Below are 14,772 nucleotides of genomic sequence, written 5' to 3'. Positions count from 1 at the left end.
CTGGCGCCGGGCATAACGTGCCTGCGAGCGGCTGCCTAGGCCGTGTCGTCATCCATCAAATCAGCCGCAGTGCCGCATTCCTCCAGAAAGGCAATCAATCCGCGTTCCGCTCGTGTTTGCCAGCGCGTCGCGCGAGGCAGCCTGTATGATGCGCGCCATTCTGCCTGTCCTTCGATCCGTGCGATCACCGCGGGATGCACATAAGAACTTCGAGCAATGGCAGGCGTATTTCCAAGCTTGGCGGCAACGTGTTCCAACATTTCGCCCATGCGTACCTGACCGCTGCCGGTGGCCAACTTTTCAAACGCAAGGCTGCTGGCGTGAAATGTGCGGAAATGCTTGGCGCTGAAATCCTCGCCCATTGTTTCTCGCAAATAGGCATTCACGTCGTTCGAGGTTACGGGCCGAACTTCGCCGTCGTCATCCTCGTATCGGAAAAGATGGTCGTCATCGCCTCCAAGATCCTGCATTCGTCCTACAGCGCGGGCCAGCCGCTGATCATCGAGTTCAAGCTCGCGTTCCTTCCCGCCCTTGCCGACAAACTGAAGGGCAATGCGGCGCTTGCCAATATCGGCGTGATCGGAACGCAACGTCGTTGCGCCATAACTTTCATTCGTGCGCGCATAATGTTCGTTGCCAACACGGATGGCTGACAGATCCAGCAATCGCACCACGGCAGCCAGCGCTCTTGTGCGCGTAACATTTGCTTGTCGCAGATCCTCATCCACCCGCTTGCGCATCAGCGGCAACAACTTGCCGAAACCCGCGCACGCATCATACTTTTCGCTTTCACGCTGGCTGCGAAACGCCGGATGATAGCGGTACTGTTTCCGCCCCGCATCGTCGTATCCTGTGGCAAGGATATGTCCGGTATCCACCGGACAGAACCAGGCATCCGAATAGGCGGGCGGCAAGGCAATGGCAGTCAAACGCGTGCGTTCCGCCTTGTCGCGTATCAATGCACCCGCAGGATCATAATAGGCCCAGCCCTTGCCTGCCCGGCGCCGGGTGATGCCGGGAAGATCGTCGTCAACATAAACCAGCTTTTCCATTCGCAACCAAATGCGCATGCTGGCCGGAATGTTCCACCTTGCGCTACGGTGAAGTCAACGCCAGCTACAATGACCGAACGCTGCGCAGACTTGCTGTCCCACCAGGAGTAACAATCATGGCTGACCCAACCTATACCCCACCCGCCGTCTGGAGCGCCGATACGGTTTCGGGTGGACGTTTTGCCTCAATCAATCGCCCGACAGCAGGCGCAAGAGAAACGAACGTTTTGCCCGAGGGCAAACATCCTTTCCAACTTTATTCGCTGGCCACACCCAACGGGGTGAAAGCAACCATCATGCTCGAAGAACTGATCGAGGCAGGTCATGCCGGGGCCGAGTACGACGCCTGGACGGTTAACATATCGGAGGGCCAACAATTCGGGAGCGGTTTTGTCGAAGTGAACCCGAATTCCAAAATTCCTGCGCTATTGGATCGTAGCGGTACGGTTCCGTTCAGGATCTTCGAAAGCGGTGCGATTCTCGTCCATCTGGCTGAAAAATTCGGGGCCTTCCTCCCCTCAGACTCCGCCGCCCGTGCCGAAGTGCTGAGCTGGGTATTCTGGCAAGTCGCCAGCGGCCCGTTCATGGGCGGCGGCTTCGGCCATTTTTACGCCTATGCACCTGAAAAATACGAATATCCAATCAACCGTTATGCGATGGAAACCAAACGCATTTTCGACGTAGCCGACAAGCGTCTGGCACAAAGTCGCTTCTTGGGCGGCGATGCATACAGCATAGCAGATATTGCGAACTATCCCTGGCTCGCGCCCTTTACCGAAGGCAACATCTACAATGATGCCAAGACCTTCCTGAGCATCGACGAATACACGCATGTCGCGCGCTGGGTTGCAGACATCAGCGCCCGCCCGGCTGTGCAGCGTGGCAGGATCGTCAACAAGGTCTGGGGCCCTGAAGACACCCAATTGAAGGAACGCCATTCTGCCGCAGATTTTGATGGAAAACGATTGGTTGCCGGCCCACCTTCATGAGCTTGTATAAAAAAGGGGGAGAACAGGTGTTTTCGCCCCCTTCACAACCTCGATTCAGCCGCTATAGAGCGCGCTCTTGCTGGGGCGTAGCCAAGCGGTAAGGCACCGGTTTTTGGTACCGGCATGCGAAGGTTCGAATCCTTCCGCCCCAGCCAGGAATTTCTTCAGATCCAAACGTCTGAAAAATAACGCGTTTCTCTTCGAGTCAAAACCCCGTGGTACCTTACCGTGGCACCCTGTCGTGGTCTTAGTTTCGCCACCATGATTCGAGTGGATTCCGGGCGCAAGAAGGCTGCCGGATTTGCGCAGCTTTTCCACCGGCACATGCACAGGTTTTGTACCGTGAGTCCGCGTCGTGCCCGCTCAACTTTTGTAAACCGCCGATCAGCTACGATGACGGTCGATGGGACAAAACTGCCATTCCCTATCGATGTGTTGAACGGCAGCTCTTTTCAGGAGCCGACGTCCAAAGTTTGTTTGATCGGCATTGCAGAGCAGTAGACATGTGTCCTGAGCGAACTGGCCGGTTTTCGGCAGCAGGGCAAACACTGCGGAGTAAACCGATAGCTGGCCAGGCTTGGTTGATGGATGAAGGACTAAAAGGACGGTCGCAATGTCTCCCGACTGGGATCGGGAATCATTGTGTCACACGTTTGAAATCTTGCATTTGAGGCTGCTCCCTTCCTGCGTTTTATGAAAACGTAGGGGTCTCGCCACGCGGCAGACAAAAATGGTCGCCAGCTGCTGTTTGCGACATTGCCGCCTGCAGTTCCTGCAATTCTGCCTTCACGGTCGATCAAGATGATCCAATTGCCCTCGACAGCAATGGTCCCGATATGACGGTCGTCGCAGTTTGCCTTGAGCATCTTCGCTGAGCCTTGCGAGCGCATAAGCGCCAGTCGCTCGCGATAGGCAGCCATGGCGCAGGCAGAATGATACTCGGCAAAGGCGCAGCGGCTGCGGCGCAGGAACCATTGTCTTTGGGGTTCGATCCAGCGCGAAGTTGTTTCAGGCGCATGCGTCAACCGCGCGGCGAGTTCGGTATCGAGAGCGCGCAGGGCGGGATCGCTGCAAACCAGCTGATCGGTTGCAAACACAGGCGCGGTGCAATCGGCGGTCTGCTGCTCGGGTGGGGGAGAGACGGGCGCGACCTGCGCGCTTGCTGCTCCAGCCATACCGAGCGCCGCAGCCGTAAGCCACATTCCCGCCGGTTTAGGCCCCATGCTCAAGCGCTCGCCGGTTGCAGGGCGTGCGCGTCCTTCGCACGGCTCCAGAATGGCAACACGACATGACCGGCGTGCACGGCCCTCACGGCGAGCCACACTCCGGTAGTGGTCGCCAGTATGCAGGGGATCAGCGAGGCTTCCAGCCCGAAGCCGCCGCCGGTGATCAGATCGGGGCCGGTGATGACCGTCTTGAACAGGCCGGGATCAGCCACACTGCCCGATACCACCCCGCCGAATACCGCCGACTGGGTGTAGTTCCACGAGATGTGAAAGCCAATCCCCAACCACAGCCGCCGTGTCAGCATGTAGGCTGCGGCCAACAGCAGACCCGCCTCGATACTGATGAAGATCGCGCCGGTCAGGGTCGCTGCCAGGTTCATCAGGTGCACAAAGCCGAACACCACCGAGGAGATCACCACCGAGGCCCAGCTGCCGAGCCATTCCTCGACGATGCGGAACAGCGCGCCGCGGAACAGCAATTCTTCAAGAAAGCCCGAACTGATCGCCATGGCGATAGCGGGGATCATCACGGACAGCGGGTTCATCCCCTCGATCCGGGCAAAGCCGAGCACCATCAGCACCAGCACTCCCGCAGTGTAGAGGCCCGAGCCTACGAGCAGGCCGATGCCCAGCTCGCGAAGACCCGGGCTGAGCGCGAGATCACTGGGCTCGCGCCGTTCGACGAAGCGGGCAAAACCGATATAAACCCACATCGCTAATGCGATCATCCCCGAGGCGGCGAATATCGTCATCGGCACGTTGCCCTGGTTCTGGCCCATCAAGCCGTTGCTCATTCCCAGGCACATGAACAGCGGGAAACCGAGCAGCAAAAGCCGGGTCGGCGGAAACTGCAACACACGAAGCCATAGCTGCGTCGGTTCCGCATGATTGGCCATGTCAAAGTCTCCCGATTGTGATGGAGGCTACGCAGGCTGCAGGCTCACCAGATGCGCACGCGCTGTTCCGGCGGCAGGTAAAGCTTGTCGTCCGGCTTGATCCCGAACGCGTCATACCAGGCGTCGACATTGCGGACGATGCCGTTGACCCGGAACTCGCCGGGCGAGTGCACGTCGGACAGCACGCGGCGGCGGGTTTCGGCCTCGCCAGTGATGTTGCGCCAGAGCTGCGCCCAAGCGAGGAAGAAGCGCTGGTCGCCGGTGAAGCCGCCGATCACCGGAGCCTTGCCGCCCTGCTTTTCGGTGACGTAACGGCGATAGGCGGCGTGTGCGACCGAAAGACCGCCGAGATCGCCAATATTCTCGCCGAGGTTCTGGCGGCCGTTGATAGCGAGGCCGGGCAGGGCTTCGTAGCCGTTGAACTGGTCGACCAGCCCTGCGGTGCGTTTCTCGAACTCCGCGCGGCTGGCATCGCTCCACCAGTTGCGAAGCTTGCCGTCGCCATCCTGCCGGCTGCCCTGATCGTCAAAGGCGTGACCGATCTCGTGACCGATGACCGCCGCGATCGACCCGAAATTGACCGCCGGATCGGCCTTGGGATCGAAGAACGGCGGCTGGAGAATCCCGGCGGGATAACTCATCGAATTGGTCGAGGGGCTGTAGCCCGCGTTCACCTCCTGCGGCGAATAGGGGAACTCCCACGGTCGTGCGCCTTCTTCCAGTTTCTTCAGGCTGTCAGCACGCTTCCACTGGACCAGGCGTGACTGGTTGCCGACCAGATCATCAGACGTGATCCGCACGCCGGAACGATCATGCCAGCGTTCGGGAAAGCCGATGCGGGCGGTTATCCGCTCCAGCTTGCGCAGCGCCTCGGCGCGGGTCGGGGCGTCCATCCAGTCAAGTTTGGCGATCCGCTCGGCATAAGTCGCACGCAGGTAGCCGACCATCTCCAATACCTTCGCGCGGTCGGAAGCGCCGAAATATTCGGCGACGTAGAGCCGACCGATTTCCTCGCCGAGTGCATTGTTGACCGCTCCGATGCTCTCGAACTTGGGCGCGCGGCGCTGGGGTGCGTCCTGAAGGCGCTTACCATGAAAATCGAAATGCGCCTGAACCCACGGCTCGGATAGCGAGTCTGCCCAGGCGTCCAGTGTCTTGAACATGAGAAAGGATTGCAGATCACGCACTGGCGTTTCGGCGAACAGCTTTGCCATTTCGCGTACGGCGGTATCGGTCGTCACCTTGATCTGCGGCTGTCCGGCCAGGCTCTGTTCGTTGAGGAACGCGTCCCAATCGAAGCCGGGGGCAAAGGCCTTGAGCTGTGCCGGGGCCATGACGTTGTTCATGCGCACCACGTCCCGGCTCTGAGACAACGTCCAGTGTCGTTCTGCCACCGCGGTCTCGATCGCCATGACCCGCGCCGCGCGCTCGTCTGGATCGTCAATCCCGGCGCGGCGGAAACTGTCGGCGATATAGGCCAGCAGCGCCTTGCGGTGGCCGATATAGGGCTCTTGGTCGGCGAGGTAGTAATCGCGCGAGGGCATCGTTAGCCCCCCCACCCCCAGCCCGGCGATCATGCGGCTGGGATCATCGACATTCGGCAACACCCCACCGGCGATAAAGCCGTCTATCCACGGATACGCCATGATCCGCGCAAGATCCGAGCGATCCTGCATGCCGCCGACGGTGGCGAGTGTGCTGGCAATCGGGGTGATGCCCAGCGCATTGCGCCGCTCCATATCGGCGTGCGCGCGGTGGAAATCGCCGATCATCTGTTCCGGGCTGCCGGGCTCATCGGTGGTCTCGCGCGCCATTGCAATGATCCCGGCGATGCGCTGTTCGGTGGCGAGATACACCTCTACGAAGGAATCGATGTAGGGCACGCCTTCGGGCGGCTTGGCGGTCTTGAGCCAGCCTTCGTTGACGTAGCGGTAGAAATCGTCGCCGGGCTTGATGGTGGAGGAAAGCGAGGCAGTATCGACTCCCCAATCCGCGGCCGCGGGCTCAGCTGGCTCCGAGCGGGCGTTTCCGTCCCAAACCGGCGCGAGCAGCAGGGCAACGGCGCTGACAGATACAAGCAGTGTTCGCATAATACGTCTCCTTCCCGAAAGTGAGAATCGCGCGGGACACATGTGGGCCGGGCGCACGATGGCGTGCGACTGGCTCCTTTTTGAAGCGGGTTGCTGCGGCTGACCGGGCTAGCCTCGTCCCCGGTCAGCCGCCTCGCGTCATGCGCCTTGCGCTAGACTTCGAGCGCTGATGCCAACGCCGCGGCCGGAGCAGGATCAATCCCGGCATGTGCGGGCTGAAACGCTTTCGATCGAGTAGATCGTGCCATCGCGCGAATTCGTGACAAGGCACTGTTTTGACGCTTCGCGCCAGAAGGTCATGTAGCGGGTGTCACCGGCGATCTTGTTGTCGCGCATCACAAAGCCGCGGCTCGTCAGCTGGCTGATGACGTATTTGCGATCCTGTCCGGTAAGGTCGTTGAATTCGGCATACCCGCTGTAGCCGCCGCTATAGTTGTGGCCGCCGCGATAGCTGGTCTGGCTGGCGCGTTCGCGCACGCCGCTGTTGTATCCGTTGGAGTAGTCGTTGTTGCGGTTGTAGTTGTGATAGGCCTGTCCATAGAGCCCATCGCGGTGGCCGCGTTCGAATTCGGACAGGCCGCGCTCGTCATAATCCTTTTCTTCGCGGTGATGCGACTTGCTGGCCAGTGCCACAATCCCGAGAAGTGCGGCCGCGCCCACGGCAACGGCAGCGGTCTTGTCGCCATTGCCGCCCTTCTGGTTGCAGTCAGCATTGGTGGTCTGGGTGATCGACTGAAAATTGCCGTCGTAGGTCACGACCTTGACGCATTCCTTGGTGTTGCCGTTCCACCAATAATTGATCTTGCTGTCGTATTCGGTGTGACCGGAGATGCGGTGAAATCCGCGGAATTCGAGCTGTTCTTCGCCGCTCGACCCGCGTGCGCCGACAAGGTCGCGGACCGATCCGGGCGTATTGGCCAAAGCTGCCATAGGCGCCATCACCATGGCCGCGGTGGCGACTGCTGCACACAATTTTCCAGCAATTCTGATCATTTGATCCCCCTCCGTCGAAGACATGTCTTCAGATGGGAAGGTGACACAAGTTATTGCCTAGAGCATTGGACAATTGCGGCCACCTTCTGGGCGTTTCGCGCCATAAGGTGGCCGGATACCGGGACGCCTCAGCCGGTCGCGCCGATGGTAATGGTGAAGTTCGTCGTTTCGCCCCGACGCGCGGCGTTGCGCATCATGTAAAGATCGATGGTGTAATCGCCCGATGAAGGGATGACCTCCTGCATCGTGTTCCCCGATGTCGAACCGATGAACATGGCCTGCTGGGCGCCGGGCGCAGTGACGTTGAAATAGGTCGACCCATTGCTGGCATTCAGCTTCACCGTCATGGTCTGCCCGGCACGCAGGTTCACCACGAAGAGGCGCGACTGATCGCCCTTGAGCGTGCCCTTGATCGTTTTGGCGGACTTGCCCTTGGCGAACTGCACGCGTTCGGGCTTGGCGGTCTGTGCCTCGGCAATCGTGGCGAAGGGCACTGTTGCCGCAGTCACGGTCAGCGCCGTCGCCACCAGAGGAAGAAGGTAACGCATCATTGCTCTCCTGCAGGATGGGCTGGTGGATCTGCTCCGTCGTCGCGCCAGCCCGCGCGCACGCTTTCGTTCCGCACCAGCCACAGTCCATAAAGGAACAGCGGTCCGGTCAGGATCAGTCCGACGACAAGCTGGGTCTGCCATAGGTCCGGCGGGAGCGCTGCGTTCTTGTCGCCGCCGCTTCCGACCAGGAATACCGTGAAGTCCCACAGAGCATGGATCGCCATGATCGGGATGATCGAGCGCGTGCGGATGCGGATCGCGAGATAGGCTGCACCGCTCATGAAGGCATTGAGCGCCTGCACGCCCGCCGCAGCGATCTCGCCGGTCAGAAACGCGTTCATTATGTGCACCGATCCGAAGGCGAGGGTCACCAACCCGAACGCTGCCCAGAAAGGCAAGGCCTTGCGCGCGCCGCCCCACAGCACGCCGCGAAACGCCAGCTCTTCCGAAAAGCCGACCATTGCGGTGTTGATCAGCACCATCGTCACCGCGGCGGCTTCCAGTTTGCCGGTAGTGAGCCCGAAAATTGCCATGCCTGCCAGATAGAGCATCGGCAGCCACAAGACCTTCCACCAGCCCGGCACATACGGCGCCCGGAACCCGAGATCGCGCCAACCCGCCAGCCACGCTGTCCCCAACAGAAACAGCGCCGCCCCGGCCACACCCCAGGCGATATCCTTTGTCACCAGATCCTGCAGGCTTATCTCGGAATCGAGCAGCAAGGTTGGCACAACCAGTGTGATGGCTGCCCAGATCACGACGACAATGATCGAAATCAGGAGGCGCGAGGTCATGGCGTTACGTTCTCCATGGTGGCGAACAGCACGCCATATCCGGTCATGATGATCAGGATCGTCGCCACCAGGGTCGCGCCGACGGCATTTGCGGCGGCGGTGCCAAGTCCGCAGGCAAGCTTGCTGCGGAACCAAAAGGTCTGCTGCGCCAGATACCAGACAAGCCCGCCCACAAAGACGCCGTTCGACACGGCCCTTGCGGTCTCCCCGCCCATATGGCTGATCGCTGCGCCAATCCCGATCAGAAGGGTGATCGGCGCGGTTACGAAGCATTGGGCATAGAACACCGGCCGCAATGTCTCGCGGTCGAGCGCGATGCCCATCTTCTGCAACAGCCGCAGCGACAGAATCAGCGGCAGCAGGCTGAACATGAACACCCGGAAGATCAGCAGGTTCTGGGTATCCTGCAACACGGCGGGCAGGGAGCCTTCGATGCCAGCGGGGGCGGCCTGTTCGAACAGGTGGTTGATGACGAGACAGATCATCAGGAACAGCGGCGGGCTTAGCGTGTCGCTGTATTGATCCGACTGGACATCACCGAGCTCGGTATCGGCATAGTCCATCATCCGCTGCGGATGGCGAACGGTGAGGAACAAGGTGCGCGGGTAGAACACAAGCATTACCATGACTTCATAAAGCAGCTCTTCGAGCGACTTGAGCAGTCTCATAAAGTCCATCGGCCGACCCCCCGTGCCGCTCTATGCCTCGCCCCTTTATCCTCCGGTCAGGAAGGCGTCGGGAATTTCGTAAGTTTCCGTTCCGATCCTCGCGATGGTAATATCGCCCTTCTTCTGCGAGCTGATCTTCATTGCCGCGGTGCCATCCGCCTCGGCGGTGGAGAAGGACAGGAAGCTGCCGCCGGGATTGAAAAAGATCGCGCGCTTGGTTCCGTCCGGGAGCATGACCTCGACCGTAGTTCCCGTGTCCCCGCCACGCATCACCCCGGCGTTGCACATGCCGGCCCCAGCCCCCTTGTACCCGGCGCAGGAAATCTGGGCGGTGGCGTTGTAGCTAGTGCCTGCGACCAGCGCATCGCCCTGTCCGTCGCCTTCGCCGGACATGGCAGCGCGATCATTCGAAACGGAAACCAGCGTAACACCGTCAATCAAGGTGAGCACTTTGCCGCCGAGCTTTTCGGCCTCTTCCGGTGTCGGGCAGCCGACCAGCGCGGCGCTGTCGTCGAGGAAATCGACGGTCGCTGCGGTTTCGCCGATGCGGCGACACGGTGCACCGGCGCCGGGATAGCCATCACCGACAACATTGAGGCTAGCGGGCCACTGGAACGCTCCAGCGGTTTCCGCACCAGCCGCATCATCGCCCGCTGGGGGCGCCTGATTGCACGCTGTCAGCAGAGCAATCGCCGCCGCAGCGCTCAAAATTCCTACGTGTATCCGATTGTTATTCATGATTGCCCCCCTTTGCCGCGCTGCTCGGCTGCTTGTTGCCGCGCTGACCTGCGCACCCTTTTCCCCCGCCATAATGCGTCAGGCAGGCGCATGTGGCCATCGTCATTCATCGCCATTTTCTGGACAAATCGCGCCAGCGGCGGCGAGCCTTTTTGCCAAGCTGCGACAATAACTTGTTTTATCGGCTAATCTGGGCGATAATCTTGACTGCGGCCGGGCTGCCGGTCGGTGGGGCATCAAAGCTATGTTCGATCCGCTTGACAGGCGTTCTTTGCAGGTTTCGGCCCAATCTGCATTCAAGCTCCTGCGGACCGGACGTGCGGACGCAGAGTTTGCGATCAGGATGCTGGGCGCCAAGGCACAAAGGAATGTACCGACCGCCACGACGCTGCATCTTGGCCAATGGCTCGACTGGCCGGAGTGGTTGCGCGACGGAACCGCGCTGAGCGGCTCGGGGCCGCTGCCGTCCACGGTCTCGCTTGCGGATGATCTCATCATAATCGGCAACATTATCGACAATGCCGATTACTTTGCGCTGGTGGAACGGATGCTCACCTCGCCGCGTCCTGTGATGGGCACAACCGGCGCATTGTCGCTGCTGCATGCCCCCGACATGGGGCTGGCGCTGGCAGCGCTGGTGCGGGCAATGGCAGCGCAGAACCCCTTCGTGCTGATCCAGTTGGAAGAGCGCGATAACATGGTCGAGATCGCCTTTATTCCGCCGTGGCCGATGGGGCCATTGTTCCGTTTCTCGGCAAGCGCCGGAGCGGCGCTGATCTACCGCGCAATCGAATCGTTACACTGCAACGAGCTGGCGGCGATGGTGCTCGAAACACAGCTCTTTGACTTGCCCGAAGCGCAGCACATGCTGGCCGGATTCCAGTGCCAGCTCGCCCCGTCGACCGGGACCGAGCGGTTGCGCTTTCCGCGCGAGTGGAAAAATACACCCAATCTGCACCACGATGCCATGCTATGGGCGGTGGCTCAGACAAAACTGGCTGCGCTTGTGAGCGAGACGGGCGAATCCGACGATGTCGCCGCTGTGCGCGCCTTCATCGTCCACATGCTGGTTTGCGAGCGACGGGTGCCACGGCTCAAGCAGGCGGCGGCGTATCTCAACCAGTCGAGCCGCACCATCGTGCGCCTGCTCGCCCGTCACGACACCAGCTTCCATGCCCTCGTCGAGGAGGAGCGCAAGGCGCGTGCGATGCTGGTGATCGCGGATCAATCGGTCTCGCTGGCCGAGGCGGCCCAATCTCTGGGCTTCAGCGACATGTCCAGCTTTGGCCGCTCGTTCCGCAACTGGTTCGGCGACACTCCCGGCAATCTGCGCAAGGCGTGGGCAGCCCGCGCAGTGGTCGCTTCGGGGCCCAGCATCCCTCGCGCCTTCTGATATGGCTCGACGCTGGGGCGTTTCTGCCAACCTGACCACTCTTTGCACCAGCGTGGCATTCGAGCGCGCAGCCTATTTCGGGTTGCAAAGCATATTGGCGCTCTACCTTGCCGATGTGCTGCTGGACGATGGCGCTGCTGGCGCGGTGTGGCTCCTGCCGGCATTGAAAGCGGCTTCCGGCGCACAGGGCGTAGCGATGGCGGCGCTGATAACGGGCCTATTCGGTGCGCGCTGGCGACACTGCCCCATTGATCGGCGGGATCATCGCAGACCGGCTGATCGGCCCGCACCGTGCGATACTGCTGGGCGGGCTGATGATGGCCGCCGGGCATGGCCTGTTGGTCGTCGAGGCGGTGATCATCCCCGCGCTCACGTTGATCGCGCTGGGATCCGGCTTTTTCAAAGGCTCCGCCGCAGCGCGCCTTAGCGGACTTTACGGCGCCGGGGATCCTCGACGGGTCGAAGGTTTCCGAATGTTCTATCTGGCGATCAACATCGCCGGGCTGATCGCGCCGCTGGTGATCGGAACGGTGGGGGAGCGGGTGCACTGGCACGCAGGCTTTGCCCTTTCCTGCGCGGCAATGGTGTCGGGTCTGGCGATATATGCATATGGTTATCACGCCAGTGCTGTAGAGGCTTCCAGCGCTGGGAGCGAAGCATCCTCAACCCACACCCGGCAAACGCGGATTGCGCCGATCGCTCTGATCGGGCTAGAGATCGCCACGGCCTTGCTGACGGTGCCCAACGCGCAATTGACCAATGCCTATCTTCTGTGGGCCAAGGAAGGATTCGAGCGGGATGTGGCCGGGTGGCGCATCCCGGTGAGCTGGCTGATCGCCGCCGATGGCCTCGTCAGCCTCGCTGCACTGGTTGCAAGCGGGATGTTCTGGGCATGGCACGACAGGCATCGCGGAGCGGCTGCGGCTGAGACCAAGGCACTTGCGGGTGCAGGCTTTGTGGTCGTCGGTGGAGCATGCCTGACGCTGGCGGCACTGGTGCATGGCCGCACCGGGGTGCCGATCATGTGGGGTCTGGCCTTCCAGCTTCTTAACAGCCTCGGTCTGGCCAATGTGCTGCCCGCAGTCATGGCGAGCTTCGGGCAAGCCAGCCCCCATCGTCTTGGGGCAACGGTGATGGCCGGGTTCTACCTCTCGCTGTTTGCCGGCGGGTTGATCAGCACCTGGCTGGCAAGCCAGTTCGTCACTCTCCCGATCACGACATTCTGGCTGCTTCATGCGCTATGCGGCGTGGCCGGAGCTCTGATCATAGCATTGCTGAAGTGGTACGCGGCTGTCCGCCATCCGCAAGCACCCGGGCGCCTCGGATGAGTGCTCCGGTTCTAGTCCACATAAAGGTTGCGCCCTTATCCCGCCAGAACTCTGACCGGCTTTCGGTCCAGCGGAACAGATCGCACTCATGCCGGTGCCAGAAGCTGCCATGGACAAAGACAACCGCCCGATATCGCGTCAGAACGATATCGGGTTTATGGCCACAGATGAATCGGCTGCACGCCCTGCGTTCGCGGACGATGCCGCGCTATAAGGCGACGACGTCGAGGATACGGTAGTCGATTTCGACGACGAAGCGATCTTCTCTCTGGTTTAGGCAGTGTTCGACATTGCGTCAGTGCAACGCGGCATAGGGGATTAGCTTGGTTGAAATATGCAGGCCAGCCCCCCCTCATTGTTATCATAGAGCTAGGAACAGGACGAGTGGAGCTGCAAAAAAAGGGGTCCTGCCCAATTCCCAGACTATTAACCAATCAGCGTCACATTCCCGACTTGCACATTAAGCAGATAGATTGCGGCGCCAGTGCCATCGTGGCTCCTCGTCGGCGATCACGTCGGTACGTACGCCCTTGTTAGCCAACGGAAGATTGGCCGGGCAATTTGTTGGCAATGCAAGGGCGCCGATTTAGGTCGGTCGAAAAGACCTAGGACCTTCGGAATATGCGGCGCGGCCCCGATCGTGCCGAGGCCGCGCCGCAATGGGCTGTCAAGCAGCGTTACTGTACTGCGCGCAAATCTCAGCCTCGAGCTGCCTCTGATAGCGGGCTAGTTCTTCGGCTAGCCCGTGCTCGGGCCGCCGCCTCAGGAACGCTGAGATCTGGGCGACTGCGGCAGGGCGATAGCGAAGCCCTTCTTGCCCCTGGACTTCGCACCAGGCGAACCAGGCAAGCGTCAGCAATAGCGTATCCAGTTCGACGTGATGCCGAAGCTGCTCCCACTGATCAGGGCTCGTCGGTCGTACCGGCGATGCTTTCCCAGCGATGAGTGCCTGCGCGATGCCCAAGCGCAAACAGACCTGCGACAGGTGCGACCAGGATTTGCCTGCGCCTTTGATCATCAGGCCAAGATCGATGTGGGACCGGTCCCACGGAGCGTGTTTGGCCTGTAACTGCGGCGGCAACACGATCCCGTGACGCATGGCTGCCAGAACCACGACTGGGATGTCGACGCCCACCCCTCCGAAGCTCAGCACCCGGTGCTGCGGCCGGCGCCGGATAAAATCTAGCGCCTGGTCGACCAAGGCTCCTTCGTCAGGCCAATCGGCCAGCGTCCAGCTTGCCAGCGTTCCAATGACGATCTCGCCGCTTGTCCCGATCGTGAATTCAAGTGCGGCGGCGGCGGTAACGATCTTGATGGCGACAGCCTTGCGGCTGGTCTTGGAATCGATCTGGCGATGCATCTCGAACAACGCTTCGTCAGAGGCGAATTCGAGGTCAAATGAAATATAGGACTGGGTCATCAGAATGCCTCCGCGGGACCAAAGGGTGTGAGGGGACGCGCTCGCTGAAGGGCTTGCCAAGCCTGGAATGCGGCGGCCAACTTGGCACGCTCACGCTGATCCGGCCTGCAGAACACCGATGCGAGGAAAAGCGCCTGTGCCTCGTCCTCAACGCGCCGAACGCGTTCGCCGATAACGTCGTCGCGGCTGGCGCGGGTCAGGGAGAAGAAGCGGGCGACCGTCGTCATCGCCATTTCCGGAACAACGGTCAGCTGCACGTCGCAATCAGGCCGCAGGGCCGTGAGCACTTGTGCGGTGGTCGGCGCCGGCATGGAACCGCCCGCGGCGAGGTTGCGGACCAGTCCCCGCGGCAGACGTGGTGGCCGAACGAGCACGGTCGCGCAGTTCGGCACCAGATTGGCGATGTGCTTCATTGCCTCGACGCGTGACAACGCAGGTGGGACGACGGCCGTGCGGACGTCAAAGGAAGTGGAAACGGTGTCATCGGTGACGACGAAGACGCTGGCTGCGACGGCCCGACTGGCGGGCGCCAGTTCGGTGCAATCGCGGACGATGGCCAATGCGCATGTGACCGTGGGCGACGGATGGCAGGTATTCATGGGTATGCTCCAGATACAAAAACGGCGGCACCCAG

14 protein-coding genes and 1 tRNA gene are annotated in these 14,772 nt (G+C 61.1%); 4 read left to right on the top strand and 11 right to left on the bottom strand.

Annotation, left to right across the window (positions count from 1 at the left end; all coding sequences use genetic code 11):
• Window positions 1-35: 35 nt before the first annotated feature.
• Window positions 36-1,070 carry a DNA topoisomerase IB gene (locus SJY33_RS02545; protein ID WP_379920965.1) on the bottom strand — a complete coding sequence of 345 codons (1,035 nt, stop codon included), beginning with the start codon at window positions 1,068-1,070 and terminating at the stop codon, window positions 36-38.
• Between the two features lie 98 nt (window positions 1,071-1,168).
• Between SJY33_RS02545 and yghU the strand changes: the two genes are divergently transcribed.
• Both yghU and SJY33_RS02535 read left to right on the top strand, forming a co-directional pair.
• Entirely contained in the window at window positions 1,169-2,041 is an 873-nt protein-coding gene (gene yghU / locus SJY33_RS02540) for a glutathione-dependent disulfide-bond oxidoreductase (protein ID WP_379920964.1), read from the top strand.
• A gap of 80 nt (window positions 2,042-2,121) precedes the next feature.
• Window positions 2,122-2,196 (top strand) — tRNA-Gln (locus tag SJY33_RS02535).
• A 1,070-nt stretch (window positions 2,197-3,266) separates the two neighbouring features.
• On the opposite strand, the gene SJY33_RS02530 is transcribed toward SJY33_RS02535, so the two are convergent.
• From SJY33_RS02530 to SJY33_RS02500, 7 genes are all read right to left on the bottom strand, one after another.
• Entirely contained in the window at window positions 3,267-4,163 is an 897-nt protein-coding gene (locus SJY33_RS02530; RefSeq protein WP_379920963.1) for a CPBP family intramembrane glutamic endopeptidase, read from the bottom strand.
• 44 nt (window positions 4,164-4,207) lie between these two features.
• Complete coding sequence (locus SJY33_RS02525) at window positions 4,208-6,253, bottom strand: M13 family metallopeptidase (RefSeq protein WP_379920962.1); 2,046 nt, start codon at window positions 6,251-6,253, stop codon at window positions 4,208-4,210.
• Between the two features lie 195 nt (window positions 6,254-6,448).
• The gene (locus tag SJY33_RS02520) at window positions 6,449-7,246 is read right to left on the bottom strand and encodes a hypothetical protein (RefSeq protein WP_379920961.1); all 798 of its coding nucleotides are present in this window, start codon (window positions 7,244-7,246) and stop codon (window positions 6,449-6,451) included.
• A 128-nt stretch (window positions 7,247-7,374) separates the two neighbouring features.
• A complete protein-coding gene (locus SJY33_RS02515; RefSeq protein ID WP_379920960.1) occupies window positions 7,375-7,797 on the bottom strand; it encodes a hypothetical protein in 423 nt (140 codons plus the stop codon).
• Window positions 7,794-8,591 carry a CPBP family intramembrane glutamic endopeptidase gene (locus SJY33_RS02510; RefSeq protein WP_379920959.1) on the bottom strand — a complete coding sequence of 266 codons (798 nt, stop codon included), beginning with the start codon at window positions 8,589-8,591 and terminating at the stop codon, window positions 7,794-7,796. Before SJY33_RS02510 ends, SJY33_RS02515 begins: the two co-directional genes overlap by 4 nt.
• A complete protein-coding gene (locus SJY33_RS02505) occupies window positions 8,588-9,268 on the bottom strand; it encodes a hypothetical protein (RefSeq protein ID WP_379920958.1) in 681 nt (226 codons plus the stop codon). Before SJY33_RS02505 ends, SJY33_RS02510 begins: the two co-directional genes overlap by 4 nt.
• Window positions 9,269-9,304: 36 nt before the next feature.
• Window positions 9,305-9,997 (bottom strand): hypothetical protein, encoded by a 693-nt coding sequence (locus SJY33_RS02500; RefSeq protein ID WP_379920957.1) that lies wholly within the window; start codon window positions 9,995-9,997, stop codon window positions 9,305-9,307.
• A 244-nt stretch (window positions 9,998-10,241) separates the two neighbouring features.
• Here SJY33_RS02500 and SJY33_RS02495 point away from each other — a divergent pair, with 244 nt between their 5' ends.
• Both SJY33_RS02495 and SJY33_RS02490 read left to right on the top strand, forming a co-directional pair.
• Window positions 10,242-11,390, top strand: a complete 1,149-nt coding sequence (locus SJY33_RS02495; protein ID WP_379920956.1) for a helix-turn-helix domain-containing protein — start codon at window positions 10,242-10,244, stop codon at window positions 11,388-11,390.
• A gap of 224 nt (window positions 11,391-11,614) precedes the next feature.
• Window positions 11,615-12,718 (top strand): MFS transporter, encoded by a 1,104-nt coding sequence (locus SJY33_RS02490; protein WP_379920954.1) that lies wholly within the window; start codon window positions 11,615-11,617, stop codon window positions 12,716-12,718.
• Here the strand turns inward: SJY33_RS02490 and SJY33_RS02485 are convergent.
• The 3 genes from SJY33_RS02485 to SJY33_RS02475 all read right to left on the bottom strand — a co-directional run bounded on the left by SJY33_RS02485 (window position 12,654) and on the right by SJY33_RS02475 (window position 14,737).
• On the bottom strand, window positions 12,654-12,887 hold the full coding sequence (locus SJY33_RS02485; protein ID WP_379923503.1) for a hypothetical protein: 234 nt from the start codon (window positions 12,885-12,887) through the stop codon (window positions 12,654-12,656). The genes SJY33_RS02490 and SJY33_RS02485 overlap by 65 nt on opposite strands.
• Before the next feature lie 498 nt (window positions 12,888-13,385).
• Window positions 13,386-14,138 carry a hypothetical protein gene (locus tag SJY33_RS02480; RefSeq protein WP_379920953.1) on the bottom strand — a complete coding sequence of 251 codons (753 nt, stop codon included), beginning with the start codon at window positions 14,136-14,138 and terminating at the stop codon, window positions 13,386-13,388.
• Window positions 14,138-14,737: a hypothetical protein gene (locus tag SJY33_RS02475; protein ID WP_379920952.1), complete on the bottom strand. Its 600-nt coding sequence runs from the start codon at window positions 14,735-14,737 to the stop codon at window positions 14,138-14,140. The genes SJY33_RS02480 and SJY33_RS02475 overlap by 1 nt, the downstream gene beginning before the upstream one ends.
• Between the last annotated feature and the right edge of the window lie 35 nt (window positions 14,738-14,772).

It is taken from the genome of Erythrobacter sp. R86502, from assembly GCF_042466465.1.
In the GTDB taxonomy this organism is placed as follows: domain Bacteria; phylum Pseudomonadota; class Alphaproteobacteria; order Sphingomonadales; family Sphingomonadaceae; genus Erythrobacter.
Note: the sequence above shows the minus strand (reverse complement) of the source record. Positions and strands in the feature narration are given on the sequence as shown.

Bases quoted from the DNA above. Each gene is read 5' to 3' on its own strand.
- SJY33_RS02495 (WP_379920956.1), top strand. From the start codon at position 10,242: ATGTTCGATCCGCTTGACAGGCGTTCTTTGCAGGTTTCGGCCCAATCT.
- SJY33_RS02500 (WP_379920957.1), bottom strand. From the start codon at position 9,997: ATGAATAACAATCGGATACACGTAGGAATTTTGAGCGCTGCGGCGGCG.
- SJY33_RS02545 (WP_379920965.1), bottom strand. From the start codon at position 1,070: ATGCGCATTTGGTTGCGAATGGAAAAGCTGGTTTATGTTGACGACGAT.
- yghU (WP_379920964.1), top strand. From the start codon at position 1,169: ATGGCTGACCCAACCTATACCCCACCCGCCGTCTGGAGCGCCGATACG.
- SJY33_RS02520 (WP_379920961.1), bottom strand. From the start codon at position 7,246: ATGATCAGAATTGCTGGAAAATTGTGTGCAGCAGTCGCCACCGCGGCC.
- SJY33_RS02510 (WP_379920959.1), bottom strand. From the start codon at position 8,591: ATGACCTCGCGCCTCCTGATTTCGATCATTGTCGTCGTGATCTGGGCA.
- SJY33_RS02515 (WP_379920960.1), bottom strand. From the start codon at position 7,797: ATGATGCGTTACCTTCTTCCTCTGGTGGCGACGGCGCTGACCGTGACT.
- SJY33_RS02505 (WP_379920958.1), bottom strand. From the start codon at position 9,268: ATGGACTTTATGAGACTGCTCAAGTCGCTCGAAGAGCTGCTTTATGAA.
- SJY33_RS02530 (WP_379920963.1), bottom strand. From the start codon at position 4,163: ATGGCCAATCATGCGGAACCGACGCAGCTATGGCTTCGTGTGTTGCAG.
- SJY33_RS02480 (WP_379920953.1), bottom strand. From the start codon at position 14,138: ATGACCCAGTCCTATATTTCATTTGACCTCGAATTCGCCTCTGACGAA.
- SJY33_RS02525 (WP_379920962.1), bottom strand. From the start codon at position 6,253: ATGCGAACACTGCTTGTATCTGTCAGCGCCGTTGCCCTGCTGCTCGCG.
- SJY33_RS02475 (WP_379920952.1), bottom strand. From the start codon at position 14,737: ATGAATACCTGCCATCCGTCGCCCACGGTCACATGCGCATTGGCCATC.